Raw genomic sequence first — 23,819 nt, 5'->3', positions numbered from 1 at the left:
ACGTATGAGCACTCACCCTTCTTCACCGCAGCCCGCCGTCGATCTGGACAAGGAAGCCGGCGCCGGCAACCGGCCGCTGAGCGGCATCTATTTGCAGCTGGCAACCGTCCTGGCGATCGCCATTTCCGCCTATGCCATCTACGCCAACGCGCTGTCCAACACGCAGGAGTTCTACCGCAACACCACGTTCCTGAGCGGCATTCTGATCCTGGGCTTTATCCTGTTCCCCTTCTCGGCCCGGCACGCCACCCGCAGTTTCAACCGCTGGGACTATCTGTTCATCATCCTGACGCTGGTCAGCTACGGCTATTTCTACGTTAACTACGTCGATCTGCACGTGGTGCGCAAGAGCATCCCCAACGCCACCGACTATGTGATGGCGGCGATCGGTATCGGCGTGCTGTTCGAAGCCGCGCGGCGCACCACCGGCTATTTCATCCCCGGCCTGGCGACTTTCGCCATCCTCTATGCGCTGTTCGGGCAGTACTTCATGGGCATTTTCGGCCACGGGGGCTTCTCGGTGGAACGCCTGCTGTATCGGCTGTTCATGACCAGCGAGGGGATTTTCGGCATCACCCTGTCCACCGCCTCTACCGCCATCGTGGTGTTTATTCTGTTTGGCGCCTTTCTCAGCGTCAGCGGCGCAACCGCGCTGTTCAACGATCTGGCGCTGGCCGCCGCCGGACGCCGCCGCGGCGGCCCGGCCCAGGTGGCGGTGATCTCGTCGGCACTGACCGGCTCATTGAGCGGCAGCGCGGTGGCCAACGTCGCCACCACCGGCACCTTCACCATTCCGCTGATGAAAAGCATCGGGCTGTCGTCCCGCTTCGCCGGCGCCGTGGAAGCCACCGCCTCCACCGGCGGCATGATCATGCCCCCCATCATGGGCGCGGCGGCGTTTATCATGGCCGGCTTCCTCGGCATCTCATACACCACCATCGTCATCGCCGCCATCGTGCCGGCGCTGCTCTATTACGCCGCGCTGATCATGGCTATCGACCTGGAGGCCAAGAAACAGGGCCTGAAGGGCATCAACAAGGAGAACATCCCTCAGGTGCGCGCGGTGCTGAAGGCGCGCGGGCTGCTGCTGCTGCCGCTCGTCATCGTCATCGGCACGCTGCTGCTGGGCAAAACGCCAATCTATGCCGGCTTCCTCGGCATCATTTCTATCATCGTCGCCAGCTGGCTCACCCCCGACAGTTCGGTGCGCATGACGCCGAAAAAAATCGCGCTGGCCTTGAACGACGCGGCGCGCGGCTCGATCCAGGTCACCATCGCCTGCGCCGCCATCGGCGTGATCATCTGCGTGGTGACCATGACCGGCATCGGCTCCACGCTGGCGTTCAACATCGTCGCCATGACCGACAACACCCTGTGGATGATCCTGCTGGTGGTGATGCTGGTGTGCATCGTGCTCAGCATGGGGCTACCCTCCACCGCGCTCTACATCGTGGTGGCTGTGACCGTGTCGCCGATCCTGATCAAAGCCGGCGTGCTGCCGCTGGCGGCGCATTTCTTCGTGTTCTGGTTCGGCGCGTTGTCCAACATCACGCCGCCGGTGGCGCTGGCCAGCTACACCGCCGCCAGCATCGCCCGCGCCGATCCGATGCAAACTTCGTGGGACGCGGTGCGCCTGGCGCTGCCGGGTTTTATCATCCCGTTCATTCTGGTCTACAACCCGATGCTGTTGATGCAGGGCGACGATCTCAACCCGCTGTCGGTGCTGCATATGGTGATCAGCGCGCTGGTGGGGATCTACGCCCTGTCGATCGCCAGCGCCAATTTCTGGCTGATGAAGACCCACTGGCTGGAGCGGGTGCTGTTTACCGCGGCGGCGATTTTACTGATCAAACCGGGCCTGATGACCGATCTGGGCGGCGCGGCCCTGATCGCCGCCGCCGCCGCCATGCACCTGCTGCGCTATAAACAGCGCGCCGCGCTGCCGGGAGGCGCGTCATGATCCGCAAGGTCACGCGCCAGAAAGCCTCTCATCAGGTGCTGGCGCAGCTGAAAGCCGGCATCAACGACGGCACCTTTCCGGTCGGCGAGAAGCTGCCGTCGGAAAACGTGTTGGCGGACGCGTTCGGCGTCAGCCGGGTGCCGGTGCGCGAGGCGCTCGGCGTGCTGGAGGTCAGCGGCATCATCTCCTCACGCCAGGGCGGCGGCCACCGGGTGGAACAGCATTCGCTGCTGAGCAAATACGAACCGCTGGTGATGGAGGTAGCCGACCGCTGCGAGGTGGAAGCGCTGCTGGAAATGCGCGAAGTCATGGAACAGCAGGCGGCGCGCATGGCCGCCGAGCGCCGCACCGAACAGGAGTTGCAGGCGATCGAACAGGCGCACCTCGCCTTTCGTGACTGTACGCTGAACGACGGCCAGATCGGCTATCGGCAAGACTACCTGTTCCATCGCGCCATCATGCAGGCTTCGCATAACCCGTTTTTCGTGCAGATCCTCGATAACATGCACGAGCTGTATCTGGGGGTGCTGGTGTACTCGCTCAGCAAAAACCTAGGGCGGCAGGCCGAGCGCCAGCGGGTGATCGACGAACATGAGCAGGTGTTTATCGCCATTCGCGACGGCGATGCGGCGGCGGCCACCGCCGCCATGCAAAGCCATCTGAACAACGTACGCGGCAAATTACGCCGCCTGGAAAACGAGGAGCAAGAGCCGTGATGTACGACGCGATCGTTATCGGTGCCGGCCTGGTGGGGCTCGGCGTGGTGAATGCGCTGCAGGAAGCGGATCCGCAGCGGCGCATTCTGATCCTGGAAAAAGAGCGCGGCCCGGCGGCGCACCAAAGCGGCCACAACAGCAACGTGGTGCATTCCGGCATCTACTACACGCCCGGCAGCCTGAAAGCGCAGTTGGCAAAACAGGGCAACCGTAGCATGTTCGCCTTCTGCCGCGAACACGACCTGTATCACGACCAATGCGGCAAGGTGATTGTCGCCACCCAGCTAAACGAACTGGATCGGCTGGAGAACATCTATCAGCGCGGCCTGCAAAACGGCCTGCAGGTCACCCGGCTGTCGCAGGCGCAGCTGCGGGAGCGCGAACCGCACGTCAATGGCCTTGAAGCGCTGCTGGTGCCCGACGCCGGTATCGTCAACTACGCGGAGGTGGCCGCCAAGCTGGCGGAGATCATCGTGCGGCGCGGCGGCGAGATTGCCTACGGCCATCAGGTTGAGGCCATCCGCGAACACGCCGGCGGCGTCACCGTCACCGCCGCCGGCGACACCTTCGAGGGAAAACTGCTGATCAACTGCGCGGGGCTGTTCAGCGATCGTATCGCCAAACTGGCCGGTTACGAAACAGGCATGAAGATCGTGCCGTTCCGCGGTGAATACTATGTGCTGGACGACGCGAAAAACCACCTGGTCAACCATCTGATCTACCCGGTGCCCAACCCGGATTTCCCTTTCCTCGGCGTGCATTTTACCCGTATGTATAACGGCAAGCGCGACGTCGGCCCCAATGCGGTGCTGGCCTTCAAACGCGAAGGCTACCGCAAATGCGACTTCAGCCTGCGCGATCTGAGCGAGGTGCTCGGCTATCGCGGTTTTTGGAAAATCGCCGGCAACTACCTCGGCGAAGGGCTGGCGGAAATGCGCCGTTCGCTGTCGCGCCGCCGCTTTGCCGAGAACGCCCGTCGGCTGATCCCGGCGCTGCAGGAGCAGGATATTCGCCCCGGCCCGGCCGGCGTGCGCGCCCAGGCGCTGACCGCCGACGGCAAGCTGGTGGACGACTTCCACTTCGTGCAGGGCCAACGCTCGCTGCACGTATGCAATGCCCCCTCTCCGGCGGCGACCGCCTCGCTGGAGATCGGCCGCGAGATCGTGCGCCGCCACCTGTCCGCTTTCTGACGCCCGTTGAAGCCACGGCGCCCGTGGCCTCAGCCGCGCTGGATGGACGCGCCGCCGTCCACCAGCATCGCGGTGCCGGTGACGAATGAAGCAGCGTCAGACGCCAGATACAGCGCCGCCTGCGCGATCTCCTCCGGCATCGCCAACCGCTTCAGCGCGTGCAGTTCGGCCACCTGCGCCAATGCCTCCGGGGTATGGCTCATCTGCCGCCCCATTGCCGTATCGGTGCCGCCCGGCAGCAGCGCGTTCACCCGAATGCCGCGTCCTCCGAATTCCACCGCCAGCGCCTGCGTCAGGCCGATCAGCCCCGACTTGCCGGCCGCATAGGCCGCCGTACCGGGAAACGCTGCGGTGTGGCCGACGAAGGTGGAGGTGAAAATCACCGAGCCCGCGCCGCGCGCCAGCATGGCGGGGATTTGATATTTGGCGCCGTAGTAGGCGCTGGACAGGTTGGTTTCCAGCACCTCGCGCCACTCTGAGGCACTCAACGCCAGCGACGGCCCCAGCGCCCCCAAGGTGCCGGCGTTGTTGAAGGCGATATCCAGCCCGCCGAATTCGTCGACCGCCGTCGCCGTCAGCCGTTCGGCGAAGGCTTCGTCACGCACGTCGCCCGCCACCGCAAGCGCCCGGCCGCCCTCGCGCCGAATGTCCTCCACCAGCTCCGCCAACAGCGGCTCGCGCCGCGCGCCCAACACCAGCGCAGCCCCCTGGCGGGCGAACAGCAGCGCCGCCGCTTTGCCGATCCCCGAACTGGCGCCGCCGATCACCGCCACCTTGCCGTTTAATGCATTCATCGCTCATCCTCACACGGTTTAAAGATCCTCAGTGTGAGGCAAGATCCGGCGCCGCGCTGGCCGCAAGCGGACATGTAACTGACGCCAATAAAAAAGGCGCTGCAAGCAGCGCCCCGGCAACGCGAATCTGACGGTTAACTCACGGCCTGGCCGCATACTTCTGCATCGTGGCCGGCGTCACCAGCTCGAACGGGATCCAGTAATACGGTTCGAGTTTTTCCCCGTTGATCATGCGCTGCGCCACATCGACCGAGGCTTTGCCCTGGCCGACCGCGTCCTGGAACACAGTGACCTGCATCTTGCCGGAGGCCAGCGCCTTGAGGCCGTCCGGCGTGGCGTCGATGCCGCCGATCAGCACTTTCCTGTCCGCCTTGCCCGCCTGCTGCAGCGCCATGATTGCGCCGATCGCCATTTCGTCGTTGTTGGCGGCGACGATGTCGATCGCTTCACCGTTGGTTAGCCAGTTCATCATCAGATCCATACCTTCACTGCGTGAATAGTTGGCGCTCTGCTTCTGCACCACCTTCATTTTCGGGTACTTGCTCACCACCTGCTCCACGTCTTTGGTGCGCTGCAGCGCGCCGGCGTCGGTCAGGTTGCCGATCATCACCGCCACGTTGCCCTGATAGCCGGCCAGCCGCGCCAGCTCTTCCATCTGCAGCGTGCCGGATTCCCGCTCGTCGGAGCCGACGAACACCACGCCCTGCGGCAGTTTGGCATCGCCCGGCGTGCGGTTCACGTACACCAGCGGCACGCCGGCGGCCTGCACCATTTTGGTCATCACCGGCGTGCTGGCCGAGTTGACCGGATCGACGATAATCGCGTCCACCCCGGCGCTGATAAAGCTCTGCACCTGATCGGTCTGGCGGCCGACGTCGCCGCGCGCGTCCTCGAACTGCACGGTGATGCCGCGCGCCTTGGCCTCCTTGTCGATCGCCTGGCGGATGATGGTGAGGAAATTCTGGTCGAAATAGGCCATCGACACGCCGATGGTTTGCGCCCATGCCGGGGTAGACGCGCACAGCGCCACCGCCAGCCACAGCCCTTTCAGGTAGTTCATGATGTGCCCCCCAGGTAAAAAAAACGCCGCCGGCCAACCCTGACGCCGGCGGCAATTCACGGCAATCAGTGTTTTTTACGGTTGCGCCGCATGTCGATCGACACGGCGGCGACGATAATCACGCCCTTGATGATGTCCTGAATGTAAGAGTCGACGCCGATAAAGGTGAAGCCGCTTTTGATCAGGCCCAGGATCACCGCGCCGATCAGCGTGCCGGTGATGCGCCCGACGCCGCCCATCAGGCTGCTGCCGCCGATCACCGCCGCGGCGATGGCGTCCAGCTCATACGACATCCCCATGCTCGACTGGCCGCTGCTGACGCGCGCCGCCAGCACCACACCCGCCAACCCCGCCAGGCCGCCGGCGATGGTGTAAACAGTCACCAGGTACTTGTTGACGTTGATGCCGGAGACCCGCGCCGAGGTCATGTTGCCGCCTATGGCGTAGATGTATTTGCCGTAGCGGGTGTGCTTGAGCGCAATATGGAAGATCACCGCAATCACCAGGAAGATGATCACCGGCATCGCCCCCTGGCCGATTGACGTGAAGCCGTCCGACAGGAAGCTGACCGGGTTGCCCTTGGTGTAGTACTGCGCCAGGCCGCGCGCCGACACCATCATCCCCAGCGTGGCGATGAACGGCGGAATGCCGGTGCGGGTGATCAGGAAGCCGTTGATAAAGCCGCAGACGATGCCCACCCCGATCCCCGCGCCGATCGGGATCGCCGCCGGCAGATCGAGCAGCCCCGGATACATCGGCGAGATGCTGTCCGAGGTCTGCGCCAGGCTGGCCGCCACCACTGCGGTCAGCGCAATCAGCGAGCCGGAGGAGAGATCGATGCCGGTGGTTATGATCACCTGGGTGACGCCCACCGCGATGATGCCGATGATCGCCACCTGCAGCACGATCAGCAGCAGGCGGTTCGGATTCAGCAGGAACGACTGATCGCGCATGTACCAGCCGAGGATTTCGAAGATCAGCGCGATGCCGATCATCACGATGAAGATGCCGGTATCCTTCGGCATTTTGCCGCTCAGCCCGGAGAACAGCGTTCCCTTGCCCGTTGAATCGGCGGAGAGCGGCTTCTCAATCTTTACGTTACTCATGATGTTCACCCTTCGTTATTCTGAGGCCAGCGCCAGGATCTTCTCCTGGTCCGCGTCGTCTTTGTCCAAAATGCCGGTGATGCGGCCGCCGTGCATCACCATTACCCGGTCGCTCATGCCGAGGATCTCCGGCAGCTCGGAGGAGACCAGAATGATGGCGACGCCGCGGTTGGCCAGCTCGCTGATCAGGCGGTAGATTTCCGCTTTCGCCCCCACGTCGATGCCGCGCGTCGGTTCGTCGAGGATCAGGATTTTCGGCTGCGCCAGCAGCCAGCGCGCGATCAGCACCTTCTGCTGGTTGCCGCCGCTGAGGTTATTGATGATCTGATCCATGGTCGGCGTTTTGATGTTGAGCTTTTTAATCTGCTCCATGCAGTCTTTGGCCATCTGCACGTGGCTGACGAAACCGTTCTTGCCGATGTATTCCGACAGGTTGACGATGCTCATGTTCTCAACCACCGACAGCACCAGAAACAGGCCGGATTTCTTGCGGTCTTCGGTGAGGAACGCCAGCCCGCTCTCGATCGCCTTCGCCGGGGAATCCACCTTCACCGCCTGGCCTTCGATAAAGATCTCGCCGCCGTCCGCCGGGTGCATGCCGAACAGGCTTTCCATCACTTCGCTGCGCCCGGCGCCCACCAGCCCGGCGACGCCAAGGATCTCGCCGCGCTTGACGCTGAACGACACGTCATGGAACCAGCCGCTGCGGCGCAGCCCCGCCACCCGCAGCACTTCCTCGCCGATATTGTTGTTGAATTTGGGGAATATCTGCGTCAGTTCGCGCCCCACCATCATGGTGATCAGCGACTGTTTGGTCAGGTTTTCGGTTTTGTCGCAGGCGATGAAGGTGCCGTCGCGGAAGATGCTAACTTCGTCGGTAATGGCGAAGATCTCGTCCATCTTGTGGCTGATATAGATGATGCCTTTGCCCTGCTCGCGCAGTTCGCGAATGATGGCGAACAGGTGCACCACTTCGCCTTCGGTCAGCGCCGAGGTCGGTTCGTCCATGATCAGCACGTCGGCGTTGTAGGACACCGCCTTGGCGATCTCCACCATCTGCTGATTGGCGATGCTCAGCTCGCCCACCAGCGTGTCCGGCTGCAGTTTGATGTTCAGCCGCGCCAGCAGCTCGCGGGTTTGTTCGTTCAGCTGTTCGTGGTTGACGAACCCCAGCCGCGCCGGCTCGCGCCCCAGCCAGATGTTTTCCGCCACCGTCATGTAAGGCACCAGGTTCAGCTCCTGGTGGATCATGGAAATGCCCGAATGCAGCGCCTGCAGCGTGTCGCTGAAGGTGACCGGCCGGCCTTTGATTTTTATCGAGCCTTCGTCCGGGTGGTAGATGCCGATCAGGCATTTCATCAGCGTCGATTTGCCCGCGCCGTTTTCCCCCATCAGCGCGTGCACGCTGCCGGGTTTGATTTTAATCGAGACCTTATCCAGCGCTTTGACGCCGGGGAACTGCTTGCTGATGCCTTCGGCCTCAAGAACATAAGGGTACATACCGCTTACCTCCGCACTGACCCACGTTTTCCGCCGCGCTCGCCCCACACCGGCGCCCGCGGCGGGCTTCAAGGCTTATTTCTTGTTTTTATCGGCGAATTGCTGGTAATTGGCCTGGGTGATCAGCTGGTAAGGGATCAGCACGTTGCTCTCCACTTTCTCGCCTTTCACCAGTTGAACGGCGGTCTGCACCGCGCCTTCGCCCTGGCCTTTGGCGTCCTGGAACACGCTCAGCGCCAGATCGCCCTTCTTGATGAACTCCAGCGCGTCCGGCGTGCCGTCAACGCCGGCCACCAGCACGCCGGATTTCTTGGCTTGCTTCAGCGCCAAAATAGCGCCGATGGCCATTTCGTCGTTGTTGGAGGCGATGGCGTCGATCTGCTGGCCGGACAAAATCCAGTCGGTGGTGACGTCTACCGCCTCTTTGCGGAAGAATTTGGCGGTTTGCTTATCGATAATCTTGATGCCGGGGTAGTTGGCCGCCACCTCTTCCACGCCGCGGGTGCGGTCGCGCGTGGCTTCGCTCGACAGCTCGCCCATCAGGATCATCACGTTGCCCTTGCCGTTCATCAGCTTGGCCAGTTCCTCCATCTGCAGCTTGCCGGCCAGCTTGGAGTCGGAGCCGACGTAGGCCATGCCGGCCGGCAGCGCCACTTCCGGCTTGCGGTTGACGAACACCAGCGGGATCTTGGCCTTCTCGGCCAGCTTGATCATCGGCTTGACGCCCTGGGTATCCACCGGGTTGAGGATGATGGCGTCGACGCCCTGGCTGACGAAGTTTTCGATTTGTTGAATTTGCTGCGCGATATCGCCCTTGGCGTCTTCGAACTGGCCGCTGACGTTGCCGTCGGCCTTCATTTTGTTTTGCATCGACTGGCGCAGAATGGTGAGGAAGTTGTCATCGAAGTAAGCCATGGAAACGCCGATCTTGATGTCTTTCGCCAGCACGCTGGCCGGCAGCATGCACATCAGTACCGAGGCGGCGATCAGTTTCTTCAGCTTCATGTTCGTTACCCTTTAATCGTTAGAATGAAGAGGTCTGTTGGTTGACAGCTAATGAAAAATATTTTTTACATTCAAACAACAATACGGTCGGTGTTATCCCTTTGATACGGCGAATTTACCGCGTTATCGCCGTATCAAGGCCGTTGTAAAAATGGTGATCGATGTCTCAAAACAGATTAAAAACAACCAATTGAAATAAACCCCTGGCACAACAAACGGCGTCTTTACCGCTTTTTTAAATGTTTATTTCATAATTGAGGTTATTGAAACTTTTTAACCCAAACAAGCGAAACATGCATTTTGGAATGGCTTATTAACAAAAACATGACACGGATCTAACAAATGAAGTGCAAGCCGCTGGCGAGCGTTCCCCTTTCGTGCGCCGGCAAAAACTGCGAGCGGCCGCGCAGTTTGCGGTTTCCGCGTTTCCCGACCATCCTTACTCGGCAATAATGGACATATCCCTATCTCAGGAGGACCTGACATGCAGCTCAGCAGCAAGGTGCGGATGAACCGCCTGTTCAACAACGGCAAGTGCCTGGACGTGGCGATCGATCACGGCATCGCCAACGAACCGGATTTCTTGATCGGCCTGGAAGATATCGAACGGGTGATGGGCAACCTGATCGCCGCGCGCCCCGACGCCATTCAGGTCAACTACGGCCAGGCGGATCTGCTGCAGCGCGCGCCGCAGCGCGAAAAACCGGCGCTGGTGATGCGCACCGACGTCGGCAACGCCTATAACGCCGCCCGCCACCGCGAGATGTGGGCGGTGCTGCACAACCCGGAGGCGCCAATCCTGGCGGCGCTGCAAATGGACGCCGCCGCGGTGGTGGTCAATCTGTATATGATCCCGGATGAGCCCGGCATTTTCCGCCAGTGCGTGGAGAACATCGGCCGCCTGCGCCACGCCTGCGATCGCTACGCCATGCCGCTGATGATCGAACCGCTGGTGATGACGCCGGCCGGCCAGGGCGCCGCCTACGGCTCGCTCGGCGACGTGGAGAAGATCGTGCCGCTGGTGCGGCTGGCGCGCGAGCTGGGTGCCGACATCATCAAGGCCGATCCAACCGAGCGGGTGGAAGATTTTCACCGCGTGGTGGAAGCGGCGCGCTGCCCGACGCTGGTGCGCGGCGGCGGCAAGGGGGAGCTGGGGCCGGTGCTGGAGAAATCCGCCGCGCTGATGGCCCAGGGTGCCTCCGGCATGGTTTACGGCCGCAACGTCTATCAACACAGCAATCCGTCGCAGGTGGTGCGCGCGTTGATGGCAATCATCCATCAGGGCGCCAGCGGCCAACAGGCGCTGGAGATCTACCACCAGCAGTGACCCGCTTTTGTAACTAAAATAAGCCCCCCGCTCCCCGGCAGCATGCTATAACCTGCTGCCGGTAACTGCAGCTTGCCTCATTCCTCGCTAGAATACGCCGTGATATCGCCATTCGGAGAACCGCCATGCCAAAACAACGGGTGCCGCTCAAGCTGAGCACCTCCATCACGCTGATGGTGTCCGCCATCATCGCTTCGGTGCTGCTGGTGGTGTTCGCGCTGTTTTTCGTGCAGATGAGCCGCGAGGGGCAAGATCAGCTGCAGCAGAAAGCCATCGCCGTCGCCAATACGCTGGCGCTCTCCAGCACCGTAGTTGACGGCCTGCAGCGGCGCGAGCAAAGCGGCGCCATTCAGCGCTTCGCCGAGCAGGTGCGCCATCAAAACGAGCTGCTGTTCGTGGTGGTGGTAGATATGCAGGGTATCCGCTATTCGCACCCCAAACCCTGGCTGATCGGCAAGCATTTTATCGGCGACGATCTGGCGCCCGCGCTGCAAGGCAACGTCAACAGTGCCATCAACCGCGGCACGCTGGCCCCGGCGCTGCGGGTGTTCGTGCCGGTGTATGACGCGCAGAAACAACAAATCGGCGTGGTGGCGCTCGGCATCGCGCTGGACACCGTGCAGCGGGTGGTGGCGGAGAGCCGCTGGATCATCTATTGGACCATCGCCTTCGCCGCCCTGGTCGGCAGCCTGGGCACCTTCTTCCTGGTCTCCGCGCTCAAGCGCATCATGCTGGGTTTCGAGCCTTACGAAATCTCCAACCTGTTCGAACAGCGCAACGCCATGCTGCAGTCGATTAAAGAAGGCGTGATCGCGGTCGATACTGAATCCCGCATCACCATCGTCAACGACGAAGCCAAGCGCCTGCTGCGCCAAAGCGGCCCGGTGGAAAATCTGTTGCTGGACGCCGCCAGCAAGCATTGGCCGGCGCAGCTGCATCTGGCGGAGGTGCTGGCCGACGGCAAGCCGCTGCGCGATCGGCAGATCGGCTTCAACGGCAGCGAACTGCTGACCAATACCGTGCCGGTGATCGTCAACGGCCAGGTGACCGGCGCCATTGCCACCTTCCGCGACAAAACCGAGGTCAGCCGCCTGCTGCAGCGCCTGAGCGGCATGGCGCACTATGCCGACGCGCTGCGGGTACAATCGCACGAGTTTATGAACAAGCTGCATGTGATACTCGGCATGCTGCACATGAAGGCCTATCAGCAGTTGGAAAGCTACATCATCAACACCGCCAGCAATTATCAGGAAGAGATCGGCGCACTGCTGCGCAAGATCCACTCGCCGGAAGTGGCGGGCTTCTTCATCGGCAAGATCAGCCGCGCCCACGAGGCCGGCATCGAGCTGACCATCGAGGAAACCAGCCTGCTGCCGGAAACCGACGATGCGGAAACCACGCACGTGCTGATCAGCGTGCTCGGCAACCTGATCGAAAACGCCATCGACGCCATCGACGGCGTTGAGGGCCACGAGATCGGCCTGAGCTTCCATCATCACGACGATCAATTACACTGTATCGTCAGCGACGATGGCCCCGGCATCGATCCGGCGATCGGCGCGCGCATCTTCGAACACGGATTTTCCACCAAGGGAACCGGACGTGGCATCGGCCTGGCGCTGATCCGCAGCCATCTGGAGAAACTGGGCGGCAGCATCGATTTCGAGTCCGAACCGGGCGAGCTGACCCAATTTTTCGTGCACCTTCCCTATCAGGCCAAGAGCAGAACCCATGATTAACGTACTGATTGTCGACGACGACCCGATGGTGGCGGAGCTGAACAAATACTACCTGAGCCAGGTCGGCGGTTTTCACTGCCAGGCGACGGTCGCCACTCTTAGCCAGGCGCGCGCGCTGCTGGCCGATGCCGGCATCAGCATCGATTTGGTGCTGTTGGATATCTACATGCAGCAGGAGAACGGGCTGGATCTGCTGCCCGGCCTGCGCGAGCTCGGCGAGAAGACCGACGTGATCATCATCTCCTCCGCCAGCGACGTGAACACGGTGCAAAAAGCGCTGCACTACGGGGTGGTGGATTATCTGATCAAACCGTTCCAGTTCAGCCGCTTCAAGGAGGCGCTGAGCCACTACCGGCAGCAGTCGCAGCTGTTGGCGCAGCGCGAGTTTTCGCAGGCCGACGTCGACAGCCTGCTGCGCCGCCAGCCCGGCGGCCAGGAGAGCAAAAAGCTGCCGAAGGGGCTGACCAGCATCACCCTGAGCACGGTCTGCGAGTGGATCGAACAGCAGCACGATAACGAGTTTTCCACCGACAATCTGGCCAACGCCATCGGCATTTCGCGGGTGTCCTGCCGCAAGTACCTCATCTATCTGGCGGAGAGCGGCATTCTCGGCACCCGTATTCTGTACGGCGCCACCGGCCGCCCGGTCTATCTGTATCAGCTGAAACCGGACGCGATCGCCATGCTGAAGGAGCATTGCCGCCCGGCCTAAACGACGCCGGGCGCTGATGGCGCCCGGACGATTAATGTTAGAAGCTGTGCGTGTAACACTTCGCCTCGCGGTGAGGATCTTTCGAGTGTCTCCGCAGGCAGCGCTGCTTTTTCTGCTGCTGCTCCAGGTTCCGCTGCTGCCGCTCGGCGGTCTCTGCCGCCTCGCGCTGCTGTTCGCGCGCAATCGCCTGCTCGTTGGCCAGCGTCAGGTTATCGACATTCCACACCTTGTGGCGCAATGCGTCGCGCTTTTTCTGGTACTCCTCGGTGACCTTACTGTCCTTCGGCGGCGCCGCATGGTATTCCAAATCCACCCGCGCCTGCGCGAAGCAGCAGCTACACAAGGCCACGCCGGCCAACACTATCCTTTTCATCAATGACTCCTTTTACATCGCTTGACTCTGCGCGCACGCCGGCTCAACAACCGTTTGGCGATGCCGGCGGTTTTTCCTCGGAATGCGGCGCTCGCTGCCCACCGGTGACGGGCGCTTTGCCGGGCTCGATACCGCACTCCGCCAAGCGCGCCAGCTCCTCCGCATCGCGCTCTGTCGGCGTCGCTTCCTCACTCATTTCCTGCCGCAAATCCTGCGCCAACGCTTTCAGGCGCTTTTGAAACAGCACCGGCGACACGCCTTCGCACGGCCTGTCGTAACGCGCCGCGCCGGCGCTTTGGCTTAACGGCAGCAACAGCAAGAGAAAGATCGCGGCCATCTCCTTCGCCATGGGCAACTCCTTTGATTACGCCGAAATAAACCGGCGGTTCCCTATAAGGAAAACGAATTGTCTGTTAACGCAATGAATGGTTGGGCCACGGCAGAATAACGCAGGAGAGGTAAACCCTCCGACAATATCGGCAGAATGCGCGCATTAATTTGGCTGAATATATTTAGCGGCTTAACGATCGAATATTTTCGCCCCATCAAAGGTGCCGCCAATGCCGACGTTTCCTTCATGTAATACCGAGGAGGCGGACTCACCCGCCATGATGCGTTGCCGCTGCTCCCGCGTGGCAGGCTGCGGCTGAGACCAGTCTGGGGACGTCGACGTCGGCTGAATCGCGCTGCAGCCGCTCAACAAAAACAACGATACCGTGGCACAATAACGCCATGTCATAATTTCCTCCTTAAAGGAAATAAAATACCCGCAGCCGGCGGCAAGGGTAAATAAAAAAATGACTTTCTTTAGTTTAATAACCGCCGTTATTTCACCATCCGACTGCCGATGTTAATCACCCGGTTCGTCTGTTAACCCAAAATAAACATTTTCGCTTAACCACCCGATAATTCGCAGGCAATAAAAAAGGCCGGGCTAACCCGACCTTGTTTGACCGCTCGACGCGCTTAGACCAGCTCGATCACGTCGAAGTTGGCTTCGCCGCTCAGATCGGCGTCGTAGTCAACGCCCTGCAGGCCAAAGCCGAACAGGCGCAGGAACTCCGCCTTGTAGCCCTGATAATCGGTCAGTTCGTTGATGTTGTTGTCGTTCAACTGCTGCCAGATGGCACGGCAGGTTTCCTGCACTTCGTCGCGCAGTTCCCAGTCATCCAGACGCAGGCGGTGTTTCTCGTCGGTGTCCGGCGCCGTGCCGCTGTACAGCTTGGTGGCGAACAGACGCTGGATCTGCTCGATGCAGCCTTCGTGAATGCCCTGCTCCTTCATGATTTTGAACACGATGGAGATATACAGCGGCATCACCGGAATGGCAGAGGAAGCCTGAGTCACCACCGACTTGAGCACCGCAACGTAAGCCGCGCCGCCTTTGGCCTGCAGCTTCTGGTTGATGGCGTGCGCCGCGCGATCCAGATCTTCTTTCGCCTTGCCCAGCGTACCATGCCAGTAGATTGGCCAGGTCAGATCGGTGCCGATGTAGGAGTAAGCGACAGACTGCGCGTTATCCGCCAGCACGCCCGCTTCGTCCAGCGCGTCCATCCACAGCTGCCAGTCCTGGCCGCCCATCACCTTCACGGTGTCGGCGATTTCTTGCTCGTTGGCCGGCTCGACCACGGCTTCAACCAGCACGTCTTTGTTGGTGTCCAGCGCGACGGATTTGTACGGCTCGCCGATCGGCTTCAGTGCGGAACGCACCACTTCGCCGGTTTCCGGCATCTTACGCACCGGCGAAGCCAGCGAGTAAACCACCAGGTCAACCTGACCCAAGTCTTTTTTGATCAGATCGATCACGGTCTGACGGCACTCGTTGGAGAATGCGTCGCCGTTGATGCTTTTCGCGTACAGGCCTTCTTCTTTAGCTGCCTTGTCGAAACCGGCGGAGTTGTACCAACCGGCGGAACCGGTTTTGCCTTCACTGCCAGGCTTCTCGAAAAATACGCCGATGGTGGCCGCACCGCTGCCGAAAGCGGCATTGATGCGCGAGGCCAGACCGTAACCGGTGGATGCACCAATGACCAGCACCTTTTTAGGCCCGTTTTTCAGTTCGCCGCGCGACTTAACGTAGGCGATTTGCTCACGGACGTTGGCTTCACAGCCTGCCGGGTGAGCGGTGGTGCAGATAAAACCACGAATTTTAGGTTTGATAATCATAGTAATTTTTTCTTGGTAGCTAAAAACCGAAGGACAATATACCTGATTTTCTCAATATACTTAAGAAAGTGCGAAAACAAGCGCAGTGAACAGACCAGTCGGCAAGCCCGCCGCCGAGGCATGTCATGATGGTAAAGGGATAATCATGGCAGGCCGGATTGCGATTACCCGGCCTGTCGAGGGTCACGCCTTGTTCTTTTCCAACTGCTCAATCAGCGTGTAACGCAGCGATGAGGCATCGGCCGGCACGTTCTCTACCGGAGTAACGCGCACTTTCAGCCGATACTGATAGCCCGGTTCGAAGGTGAAACCTTCGATGCCGGTATAGAACAACTCCCACGGCTGCTGCGCGGAGCGGCGCACCTGCATGCACTTCATCGGGGCGACGCCCACGCAGTCCACCAGCGCACTGTTCACCAGCAACACTTCCGTTTGGCCGCCTTTCTCGTTTGCGGGCTGATTCATCGAGGTTCCCTCCTGGCTGCAGCCGGCCAGTGCGGCCAACGCAACAAATAACAACGCTTTAATTTTCAATGTACTGCACCAATAGTCATGTAGGTCGGGCGATCCTAACAAATTGGCCGGGTGAATTGAACCTTGCTGCGTGCCGCAGATAGACCATTCGTTGCAAAGGCCCGAGGTGGCTCGCCTACCCCCTCGTCGAGAATATCATTCACCATCACTCTCATAAGCCTGGAAAATACTCTTAAATAAATTCTCTGTTCTTATCCGAACCGGTAATTATCCCCGCCGTTTTTTCTGTTAAAAACAGTTGGCTTGCGCAAGCTATACGCCATTTAACCGAATCGATAAAGAGGGAGTTTTATGCAAGAGATCGAGGCTAAATATTTTCACCTGATCGCCGGCGCAGGTAACTTTGCCAACAACCGCGGCAGCAACGGCCGCGTCAACAACAACGGTGGCAACAAGAACGGGGGCGGTAAATCGTCGGACGGCAATATGTACCAGAAACACACCTCCCCGGACTGCATTAACGGCATCATCACCGGCTCACTAGGGGGGCTTGGCGGTCTGGCGCTGGGCGCGCTCAACGGCGGCTGTTTCAAAGAGGCCAGCAAAGGTGGCGGCAACGTCGGCATGGGGCAAGGCGGCAACAAGAGCAACTGCAATAACAATAGCAACAAGGGTGGCAACACCTGCTCTCGCTAAGCGGTTTTAACTAATCAGAGCTCCGGCTGAGTCTTTCCGTTCAGTCGGCGCTTTCAGCATTTCGGTGATAACAATGTTTAAACTGTTCCGTACCTTGTGCCTGCTACTCGGCTTTTGGATCGCCACCCTGCTGCTCAGCGGCGCCGGGGTTTCTTTTACTCACGGCTACGCCGCGCCGAAAAACCTGTCGCATTTCGTCGTCTCGCTGGTGGTGGTCGGCGCAATGCTGCTGTGGACCCATAAATTGCTGCGGTTCTTTTTTGCCGAGAAATTTGAGAAGAAGCCGCGCTAAGCCGTGTTCTCATTTTGGCTGTCGCCCGCAATGGTAAAACCGGCATCGCGAATTGCCGCCTTCACCTGCCTGGCGTCCATCACCGCCGTTTTCACATAGCCAAAGAAGGCTACCCGTGCGCCGGGCAAACGGATTGGCGTCGCCAGTTGGTCATTGAGCTCATGATTGCGCTGCGCCATCAGCTCGGCGCGCGCCTGCCAAAACGCGGCGGGATCGGTTGGGGTTTCAGTCGCGGTTTCGAACAGCGACGCCAATTCGCTTAGCGCCTCCCACTCCGCCAACAGGGCGGCAACCACTTCAGGATTAGCCACCTGCCCCCAGTCAGAGGGTAAAGCCCCCTCACGCCACGCCTCGAGATAACCGGGCAGCGCCCTCTTCAACTGGCTCAACCGATCGTTCAACACAGGTTTCCTTTTATAACGCCTAATGCCTTGATATTCCCCATAATGCCACTCTCATTTAACCGGTGATGGGAGCAATGACCGGAGCTTATCAGCGCCATAAATGACGTAATGACTTTTGGTGCGGCGAAATTAGCGATATGTGCGGATGGGGAATAAGGATGGAGATCGGGTTGGTGGCTATGACTCGAAAAGAGGAGCGGGGATTGTTGGTGGTGCCTTAAATAGAATTTCCTTATAAATCAATCACACAAAAAAAGACCGAATACGATTCCTATATTCGGTCTAGGGAAATGGCTCTTGGGAGAGAGCCGTGCGCTAAAAGTTGGCATTTAATGCAGGGCTTGTTCAGCCGTGCACTTTAAGAGTAGCCTACCGCGCCAGTTTTGCCAGCCGCCCGGCGGCCGCGTGATAGTTTCGTGACGAAATAACTATGCGGCAAAGGCGCATCAATCCGCGCACCTTGGGCAAGGCGTTGGCAAATAAGCGGTTAGTCAGCGCACAGCTTCTCGGCGCGTTCAATGAACGGCGCCAGGCTCATTTTTTTCCCCGGTTCGGCAGGGTCGTCCAGCAGGAGCACCTCCAGCGGCTGCGCACGCTGATGGCCCTTCTTCACCTGCTGCTCCGCTGCGTCGTTGAGCGGGTATTGCATCAGAGTGCTGTTGTTGAGCACGAACAGCGCGCCGCCGCTGCGGCACTGCAGCGTCACTTCTTCCTTGGTGAACGCCCACTGTTTGCCGTACTCCAGTTTGGTGATGTTCACCAGTTTGTCTGCCGCCAGCGCGCCGGTCGCGGTTGCCAGCAGCGTAATGCCGAGTAATACCGATTTCATGTGTTGGCCTTAAGGTTGCTATTCGCGTCGATTTTCCCGCAGCTTGCCGGCCTGCGGCAAGCTGAAATGTCATACCGGCGCATAGGTTGCAAATAAACTGACCAGCAGCAGCACCGCCATCCCCAGCCCGACTTCGAGCCAGCAGGCCAGCACCACGCCGCGCTGCGCCAGCGCTGGCACGCGGCTCATCGCCGGCACTATGGCGTAGCGATTGGCCAGCGCCACCATCACCATCAGCGCCACCAGCGCGGTTTTGATCAGCAGCAGGCGCTGATAAGGCGAGCTGAGGTTGAGCGGCCAACCGCCGAGAATGATCAGGCTGTTGACGATGCCGGTGACGATCACCGCCGCCACCGCCAGGTGCCCCCAGCGCGAGAAACGGATCAGCGTGGTGATGGCGTCGCTGCGCCACTGCGGCGGCTGCAGGTAGCGCAGGCAAACCAGCAGCGGCGCCAGGCAGCCGAACCAGTAGCCGGCGGCCAGCAGGTGTACCGCATGGTTGGCGCGGTGCAGCGCGCCCAGCGCGCCTTCGTGCATCGCCGCGTGGCCGATAAACGCCAGGCTCACCAGCAGCAGTACCGAGCACAGCGCCAACGCCTGCGCGCGTGGCCGTTCCGGCAGCAGCAGGCTCAGGATCGCCAGCAGCGACAGGCCCAGATGCCAGCGCCACACTTCGCCGAAGGTGGTGCCGAGCACCGCCCACCAGACCTCCAGCCGCCAGGCGTCTTCCCAACCGTCGCCCATTTGCCCGGCCTGAATGGCCAGCAGCGCCACGGCGGAAAGCCCGGCAATCCAGGTGCTGGCAAGCAGCAGCGGGCGCACATCGCGGGAGAGGATCGGGGAGAGGCGCTGCGGTGACAGTAAGGCGGTGAACAGACTGATGCCGAACATCAGCATCACCGCCGCAAAGTGCACCAAGCGACACAGAACGAACAGGGTCGCCAGACTCACGATCAGTTTACGGTGAAGCTGTACTGGCCTTTGGTTTTATGCCCGTCGACCGACACCACATGCCAGCTGACGTTGTATTTGCCCGCGCTCAGCTCGCCTTCGATCGGCACATTGACCTGGGTGTTGTTGTTCGGATCGAGCTGCAGCTTGCCGGTTTTCACCACGGCGTTGTCCAGGCCGGTGATTTTCACGCCGCTGAAGTTCGGTTCGATGCCTTCGGAGAAGCTGAGGGTCAGCGCCTTCGGCGCCGGGCTGACGCTGGCGTCGGCCTTCGGCGTTTCCACTTTCAGGTGGGCGTGCGCCAGCGCTTGCTGCGAAGACAGGCCGACGAACAGGACGAAAACGGTGGAAAGCAGGCGACAAGAGGAACGAATTTTACCGATCACAGTGGTATCCCTTAACAGTAAAAGAGGGTCATAAGGGTTAAGGCCACAGCCAAGGCGATGTATCAGCGGCCCCAACCCACCGCAAATGATTGCGCCACGGGTAAACAGAAAAACGGGTTGTATCGGCTAACCCGCTGTTTTGACTCTACCATCCCTGTAGCGTATCGCGGTAAATCATAGCGACCGCGCTGCGGCAAGTCGAGCGCATCACTGGTATTTTGCGATCCGGCAGCACGTATCGCCGCATAACCGCGATAAACGCAGGGTAAAAAAAAACCGCGCGTCAGGCTCGCCCGCGCGCGGTTTTTCGATATTCTGGTGCGAATTAAGCCTGGCCGTTGCCGCCCTGGCCCATCGCGCCCATTTTCTTCAGATCTTTGTCGATGAAGAACAGGCCTTTGCCGCTGGTGCCCACCAGCGCCAGCTTATCCAGCACGGATTTGAACAGTTTCTCTTCTTCGTGCTGCTCCGCCACGTACCACTGCAGGAAGTTGAAGGTGGAATAATCGTGTGCGGTCATGGCGGCGTGCGCCAGTTCGTTGATCTGACGGGTGATCAGCTGTTCGTGTTCGTAGGTCTGCTGGAACACGTCCGCCAGCGATTCGAACGCCACCGGCGGCGCGGCGATGCTGCCCAGCAGCGGCAAAGAGCCGGTGTCGCTCAGGTAGTCGAACAGACGTTGCATATGCTGCATCTCTTCCTGAGAGTGCTCTTTAAGAAATGCGGCGGCGCCTTCAAAGCCTTTATCGCTGCACCATGCGCTCATTTGTAGGTACAGGTTCGCGGAGTAGAACTCCAGATTCAGTTGCTCATTCAGCTTTTGAGTCATTTCTTGCGTCAGCATAATGATTCCTTTTATTTTGCAGGTCATGAATTTAATTTCCGCGCATTATGCCCTGCTGCCGTAAAAATAAAAACACCTTATTTACATCCGATCAATATTAATTATTTATTTGATTAAAATCAATCACATAAAAACATATAGAGATTTACGCTAATTATTATGATAATTATTCCCATCTTTTATTTTAATCAAAAAGCGAATCATTCTTATTTAAAAGAATAAATAGATTGCATTACTCTTTGGAAAATATCGTCCGCCGCGGCGGCGCTACGGGCTTGCCAAGCGTCGCCGGGTGGATTACCTTCTGCGCAGGTTCAATGCGGCAAAGTAAGTAAGGAGCATAGCGTGGGTTATAATCTGGCCGAGCTGTCCAAAGAAGAGATGGACAGGGTGAACGTGGATCTCGCCGCCTCTGGCGTGGCGTACAAAGAGCGCTACAACATGCCGGTGATCCCGGAAGTGGTGGAGCGCGAGCAGCCGGAACCGCTGCGCGACTATTTTCGCGAGCGTGTGGCGCACTACCGCGCGGAATCCCACAAGTTTTCGCGCCTGCCGTACGAGCCGAAGGCCAAATAACAAAACCCGCCGTTACGGCGGGTTTTTTGCGTCACTTGCCGGCGAACCGGTCGGTGGCGATCATCAGCTGGTGCAAGATGCCCGGCTCGTCATACGAATGCCCCGCCCCTTCCACGATATGCAATTCCGCTTCCGGCCAGGCCTTGGCCAGATCCCAGGCGTTCTGCACCTGGCAGGCCATATCATAGCGGCCGTGGACGATCACCGCCGGGATATGGCGGATCAGCGGCACGTTGCGCAGCAGCTGGTCATCGCTCTCCAGGAAGCCCAGATGGGTGAAATAGTGGTTTTCAATGCGGGCGAACGCCAGCGCGAAATCATCCTCGCCGAACGAAGCGGATTCGCGGCTCGGCAACAGCGTGACCGTCTCCCCTTCCCACACGCTCCACAACTTGGCCGCTTCGAGTTGCACCTGCGGATCGGCCGAGGTCAGCCGCTGCCGGTAGGCGGCGATCACATCTTTACGCTCTTCATCCGACAGAATGGACAGCACGCGCTCCCATTTGTCCGGGAAGAAGCGTGACGCGCCGTCCTGGTAATACCAATGCAGCTCCTGTTTGCGCAGGGTGAAGATGCCGCGCAGCACCATTTCACTGACGCGCTCCGGGTGGGTCTGCGCATAGGCGAGCGCCAGCGTCGACCCCCAGGAACCGCCAAACACCAGCCATTGATCGACGCCGGCCATTTCGCGCAGCCGCTCGATATCGGCCACCAAATGCCAGGTGGTGTTGTTGTCCAGGCTGGCATGCGGACGGGAGCGGCCACAGCCGCGCTGATCGAACAGCAGCACCTTGTAGCGTTCGGGATCGAACAACTGGCGATGATGCGGGGAGATGCCGCCGCCCGGCCCGCCATGAATGAAGACCGCCGGCTTACCGTTCGGGTTGCCGCTCAGCTCCCAGTAGATCCGGTGGCCATCCCCAGTGTCCAGCCAACCGCTGTCGTATGCCGCTAACGGCGGGTACAAACCTCGTAATTGTTCCATGGCGCTTTCCGTCTCTCTGTGAGTCATGCTTTCATCAAAGCGGAAGCCGCCCGGTAGGTCAACGGTAAAACCCGAAAACTAGAACGCGCGCCGAGAACTCGGCGCGCGTTTGCTCAAAATCACAACGACCTGCCTGCAAAATGCCCACAGGCGCGATCGGTTGAGGGGCGCATTCGCCCCCCCCCCCCCCCCGGGAACTCAGTTAGCCACCTTTGCGCATATGCGGCTCGCGCATCTCCTGCGCGGTTTTCGCCTCGATGCTCAGTTCCGCCGTCGGGCGCAGCAGCAGGCGCGCCAGCCCGATAGGTTCGCCGGTTTCCCGGCAGTAGCCGTACTCGCCGTTCTGCAACCTTGCCAGCGCCGCATCGATTTTCGGCAGCAGGCGGCTTTCGCGATCCAACTGGCGGAACAGCAGGCGCAGCTCCTCTTCGCGCGCCGCCTTGTCGGCTTCATCGCCCGTCGCTTCGCCGCCATCGATCTCTTTTTTCAGCTCATCGATGTGCAGCAGCAGCTTTTGCCGCTCATCCTGCAGCAGCTGGCGGAAAAACGCCCGTTGAACCGAGTTCATATAATCAGAATCCGGCATGGCCAGCAGTTGCTGCGCATCCGGTAACGTCATGACTGTCATTGCGCTCTCCCAACACCAAAAGTGTAACATTATAACATAATATTTATTTTTAACACCCGGTCATCCAAAAACAAAATTTCATGCACAAACAGCCAGTTAACCTAAATCTGCACTTTGCCGCTTGCATCCTCTTGGCTTTAGGCGGTTAATGGCTGAGCAAGCCACCCAATCATAGGTAACGAGAGGCCATCATGAGTAAGGGAATGGATAGCAAAAAGAATGCGAAGAAGAAGCCGTTGAAAACCCCAGCTGAGAAACGTGCGGAGAAACGCGCCAAAAAAGCGCATCCGTCTGGTGAGTAAGCGCCCTTCCATCCGTCATTAAACCCGCCTTGGCGGGTTTTTTATTGGCTGCAGCAAGGCGCGGTTGGCACGGCCGCTTGTGCCAGTTAAGCTGAGGCCTGACGGCAACGCAGAGGAAAACATGACGTTACGCGTAATAGATACCGAGACCTGTGGGCTGGACGGCGGCGTGGTGGAAGTGGCCTCCCTCGATCTGCTCGACGGCCAATTGACCAACCCGATGAGCGATCTGGTCAGCCCGGATCGCCCCATCAGCCTCGACGCGATGGCGATTCATCACATCACCGAGCAAATGGTGGAAGGCAAACCGCGCATTGCGGTGGCAATCGGCCGCTATCAGGGCAGCCCCTACTATGTGGCGCACAACGCCGCTTTCGATCGCGGCGTGCTGCCGGAGATGAACGGCGCCTGGATCTGCACGCTCAAGCTGGCGCGCACGCTGTATCCGGACATCAAGTACGGCAACCAATATCTGCGCTACGCGCTGAACCTGGACGTGCAGCTGCCGGCAGACGCCACGCTGTACCCGCACCGCGCGCTGTACGACTGCTACGTCACCGCCGCGCTGCTGCAACGCATCATCAAGGATTCGGGCTGGACGCCGGAGCAAATGGTGCAGATCACCGAACAACCGGTGCTGCTGAAGAAGTTCAAATTCGGCAAGTATCGCGGGCAGGAGATCGATCGCATCGCCCAGGAAGATCCCGGCTATCTGCGCTGGATGCTGAAATCCATCGACGATCTGAGCCCGGACATGAAACACACGCTGAAATACTATCTGATTGGCTAACACGGCGGGCGGCG

At 59.9% G+C, this 23,819-nt stretch carries 27 protein-coding genes; 10 read left to right on the top strand and 17 right to left on the bottom strand.

Going from position 1 to position 23,819, the window contains the following annotated elements; all coding sequences use genetic code 11:
• The first annotated feature begins 4 nt into the window (after nucleotides 1–4).
• From SSARUM_RS09485 to lhgO, 3 genes are read left to right on the top strand one after another with little or no spacing between them, the layout of a single operon-like run.
• A complete protein-coding gene (locus SSARUM_RS09485) occupies nucleotides 5–1,960 on the top strand; it encodes a TRAP transporter permease (protein ID WP_060420644.1) in 1,956 nt (651 codons plus the stop codon).
• Nucleotides 1,957–2,676 carry a FadR/GntR family transcriptional regulator gene (locus SSARUM_RS09480; RefSeq protein ID WP_060429895.1) on the top strand — a complete coding sequence of 240 codons (720 nt, stop codon included), beginning with the start codon at nucleotides 1,957–1,959 and terminating at the stop codon, nucleotides 2,674–2,676. The genes SSARUM_RS09485 and SSARUM_RS09480 overlap by 4 nt, the downstream gene beginning before the upstream one ends.
• Entirely contained in the window at nucleotides 2,676–3,866 is a 1,191-nt protein-coding gene (gene lhgO / locus SSARUM_RS09475; RefSeq protein ID WP_033638128.1) for an L-2-hydroxyglutarate oxidase, read from the top strand. Before SSARUM_RS09480 ends, lhgO begins: the two co-directional genes overlap by 1 nt.
• Nucleotides 3,867–3,895: 29 nt before the next feature.
• Here the strand turns inward: lhgO and SSARUM_RS09470 are convergent, their stop codons facing one another.
• From SSARUM_RS09470 to SSARUM_RS09450, 5 genes are all read right to left on the bottom strand, one after another.
• A complete protein-coding gene (locus tag SSARUM_RS09470; protein ID WP_282494637.1) occupies nucleotides 3,896–4,660 on the bottom strand; it encodes an SDR family oxidoreductase in 765 nt (254 codons plus the stop codon).
• A gap of 139 nt (nucleotides 4,661–4,799) precedes the next feature.
• Nucleotides 4,800–5,720 (bottom strand): sugar ABC transporter substrate-binding protein, encoded by a 921-nt coding sequence (locus tag SSARUM_RS09465; RefSeq protein ID WP_033653836.1) that lies wholly within the window; start codon nucleotides 5,718–5,720, stop codon nucleotides 4,800–4,802.
• Nucleotides 5,721–5,785: 65 nt separating this feature from the next.
• Nucleotides 5,786–6,826 (bottom strand): ABC transporter permease, encoded by a 1,041-nt coding sequence (locus SSARUM_RS09460; RefSeq protein ID WP_025160279.1) that lies wholly within the window; start codon nucleotides 6,824–6,826, stop codon nucleotides 5,786–5,788.
• A 15-nt stretch (nucleotides 6,827–6,841) separates the two neighbouring features.
• The gene (locus SSARUM_RS09455; protein WP_140926702.1) at nucleotides 6,842–8,326 is read right to left on the bottom strand and encodes a sugar ABC transporter ATP-binding protein; all 1,485 of its coding nucleotides are present in this window, start codon (nucleotides 8,324–8,326) and stop codon (nucleotides 6,842–6,844) included.
• Between the two features lie 75 nt (nucleotides 8,327–8,401).
• Nucleotides 8,402–9,331, bottom strand: coding sequence for a sugar ABC transporter substrate-binding protein (locus SSARUM_RS09450; protein WP_033638124.1), 930 nt, complete (start codon nucleotides 9,329–9,331; stop codon nucleotides 8,402–8,404).
• Nucleotides 9,332–9,815: 484 nt separating this feature from the next.
• On the opposite strand from SSARUM_RS09450, the gene SSARUM_RS09445 reads away from it, so the two are divergent.
• The 3 genes from SSARUM_RS09445 to dcuR all read left to right on the top strand — a co-directional run bounded on the left by SSARUM_RS09445 (nucleotide 9,816) and on the right by dcuR (nucleotide 13,109).
• Nucleotides 9,816–10,658: a class I fructose-bisphosphate aldolase gene (locus SSARUM_RS09445; protein WP_060429890.1), complete on the top strand. Its 843-nt coding sequence runs from the start codon at nucleotides 9,816–9,818 to the stop codon at nucleotides 10,656–10,658.
• A gap of 125 nt (nucleotides 10,659–10,783) precedes the next feature.
• Nucleotides 10,784–12,397, top strand: coding sequence for a sensor histidine kinase (locus tag SSARUM_RS09440; protein ID WP_060429889.1), 1,614 nt, complete (start codon nucleotides 10,784–10,786; stop codon nucleotides 12,395–12,397).
• Entirely contained in the window at nucleotides 12,390–13,109 is a 720-nt protein-coding gene (dcuR, locus tag SSARUM_RS09435) for a two-component system response regulator DcuR (RefSeq protein ID WP_060429887.1), read from the top strand. Before SSARUM_RS09440 ends, dcuR begins: the two co-directional genes overlap by 8 nt.
• A 37-nt stretch (nucleotides 13,110–13,146) precedes the next feature.
• Here dcuR and SSARUM_RS09430 read toward each other — a convergent pair whose 3' ends face one another.
• The 5 genes from SSARUM_RS09430 to SSARUM_RS09410 form a co-directional block, all read right to left on the bottom strand.
• A complete protein-coding gene (locus tag SSARUM_RS09430; protein WP_033638120.1) occupies nucleotides 13,147–13,482 on the bottom strand; it encodes a hypothetical protein in 336 nt (111 codons plus the stop codon).
• A 43-nt stretch (nucleotides 13,483–13,525) separates the two neighbouring features.
• Nucleotides 13,526–13,831, bottom strand: coding sequence for a hypothetical protein (locus tag SSARUM_RS09425; RefSeq protein WP_033646422.1), 306 nt, complete (start codon nucleotides 13,829–13,831; stop codon nucleotides 13,526–13,528).
• A gap of 171 nt (nucleotides 13,832–14,002) precedes the next feature.
• Complete coding sequence (locus SSARUM_RS09420; RefSeq protein ID WP_033646423.1) at nucleotides 14,003–14,221, bottom strand: hypothetical protein; 219 nt, start codon at nucleotides 14,219–14,221, stop codon at nucleotides 14,003–14,005.
• Nucleotides 14,222–14,448: 227 nt separating this feature from the next.
• Nucleotides 14,449–15,648, bottom strand: a complete 1,200-nt coding sequence (gene fabV / locus SSARUM_RS09415; protein WP_060429885.1) for an enoyl-ACP reductase FabV — start codon at nucleotides 15,646–15,648, stop codon at nucleotides 14,449–14,451.
• A gap of 183 nt (nucleotides 15,649–15,831) precedes the next feature.
• Nucleotides 15,832–16,182, bottom strand: coding sequence for a DUF4377 domain-containing protein (locus SSARUM_RS09410; RefSeq protein ID WP_033638116.1), 351 nt, complete (start codon nucleotides 16,180–16,182; stop codon nucleotides 15,832–15,834).
• A 291-nt stretch (nucleotides 16,183–16,473) separates the two neighbouring features.
• Here SSARUM_RS09410 and SSARUM_RS09405 point away from each other — a divergent pair, with 291 nt between their 5' ends.
• Together SSARUM_RS09405 and SSARUM_RS09400 are read left to right on the top strand one after the other, a co-directional pair.
• Nucleotides 16,474–16,818 carry a hypothetical protein gene (locus SSARUM_RS09405; RefSeq protein WP_033638115.1) on the top strand — a complete coding sequence of 115 codons (345 nt, stop codon included), beginning with the start codon at nucleotides 16,474–16,476 and terminating at the stop codon, nucleotides 16,816–16,818.
• A gap of 73 nt (nucleotides 16,819–16,891) precedes the next feature.
• On the top strand, nucleotides 16,892–17,110 hold the full coding sequence (locus SSARUM_RS09400; protein WP_033638114.1) for a hypothetical protein: 219 nt from the start codon (nucleotides 16,892–16,894) through the stop codon (nucleotides 17,108–17,110).
• Here the strand turns inward: SSARUM_RS09400 and SSARUM_RS09395 are convergent.
• The 5 genes from SSARUM_RS09395 to ftnA all read right to left on the bottom strand — a co-directional run bounded on the left by SSARUM_RS09395 (nucleotide 17,107) and on the right by ftnA (nucleotide 20,524).
• Entirely contained in the window at nucleotides 17,107–17,514 is a 408-nt protein-coding gene (locus SSARUM_RS09395; RefSeq protein WP_230118415.1) for a hypothetical protein, read from the bottom strand. The two genes, SSARUM_RS09400 and SSARUM_RS09395, sit on opposite strands and share 4 nt — an antisense overlap.
• Nucleotides 17,515–18,001: 487 nt before the next feature.
• Complete coding sequence (locus SSARUM_RS09390) at nucleotides 18,002–18,343, bottom strand: YebY family protein (protein WP_025302452.1); 342 nt, start codon at nucleotides 18,341–18,343, stop codon at nucleotides 18,002–18,004.
• Between the two features lie 69 nt (nucleotides 18,344–18,412).
• Nucleotides 18,413–19,294, bottom strand: coding sequence for a copper homeostasis membrane protein CopD (copD, locus tag SSARUM_RS09385; protein WP_060418439.1), 882 nt, complete (start codon nucleotides 19,292–19,294; stop codon nucleotides 18,413–18,415).
• A 2-nt stretch (nucleotides 19,295–19,296) separates the two neighbouring features.
• Nucleotides 19,297–19,680 carry a copper homeostasis periplasmic binding protein CopC gene (gene copC, locus SSARUM_RS09380; RefSeq protein ID WP_060429883.1) on the bottom strand — a complete coding sequence of 128 codons (384 nt, stop codon included), beginning with the start codon at nucleotides 19,678–19,680 and terminating at the stop codon, nucleotides 19,297–19,299.
• Between the two features lie 325 nt (nucleotides 19,681–20,005).
• On the bottom strand, nucleotides 20,006–20,524 hold the full coding sequence (gene ftnA, locus SSARUM_RS09375) for a non-heme ferritin (RefSeq protein WP_025302449.1): 519 nt from the start codon (nucleotides 20,522–20,524) through the stop codon (nucleotides 20,006–20,008).
• A 345-nt stretch (nucleotides 20,525–20,869) separates the two neighbouring features.
• On the opposite strand from ftnA, the gene SSARUM_RS09370 reads away from it, so the two are divergent.
• A complete protein-coding gene (locus SSARUM_RS09370; protein WP_033642715.1) occupies nucleotides 20,870–21,100 on the top strand; it encodes a DNA polymerase III subunit theta in 231 nt (76 codons plus the stop codon).
• Between the two features lie 31 nt (nucleotides 21,101–21,131).
• On the opposite strand, the gene pip is transcribed toward SSARUM_RS09370, so the two are convergent.
• Together pip and dksA are read right to left on the bottom strand one after the other, a co-directional pair.
• Nucleotides 21,132–22,085 carry a prolyl aminopeptidase gene (pip, locus tag SSARUM_RS09365; RefSeq protein WP_033646426.1) on the bottom strand — a complete coding sequence of 318 codons (954 nt, stop codon included), beginning with the start codon at nucleotides 22,083–22,085 and terminating at the stop codon, nucleotides 21,132–21,134.
• A 202-nt stretch (nucleotides 22,086–22,287) separates the two neighbouring features.
• Nucleotides 22,288–22,713 (bottom strand): RNA polymerase-binding protein DksA, encoded by a 426-nt coding sequence (gene dksA / locus SSARUM_RS09360; RefSeq protein ID WP_033638066.1) that lies wholly within the window; start codon nucleotides 22,711–22,713, stop codon nucleotides 22,288–22,290.
• 423 nt (nucleotides 22,714–23,136) lie between these two features.
• Between dksA and exoX the strand changes: the two genes are divergently transcribed.
• Nucleotides 23,137–23,805 (top strand): exodeoxyribonuclease X, encoded by a 669-nt coding sequence (gene exoX, locus SSARUM_RS09355; protein ID WP_004928833.1) that lies wholly within the window; start codon nucleotides 23,137–23,139, stop codon nucleotides 23,803–23,805.
• The last annotated feature ends 14 nt before the right edge of the window (nucleotides 23,806–23,819 follow it).

Source organism: Serratia sarumanii (assembly GCF_029962605.1).
GTDB lineage: Bacteria > Pseudomonadota > Gammaproteobacteria > Enterobacterales > Enterobacteriaceae > Serratia > Serratia sarumanii.
Note: the sequence above shows the minus strand (reverse complement) of the source record. Positions and strands in the feature narration are given on the sequence as shown.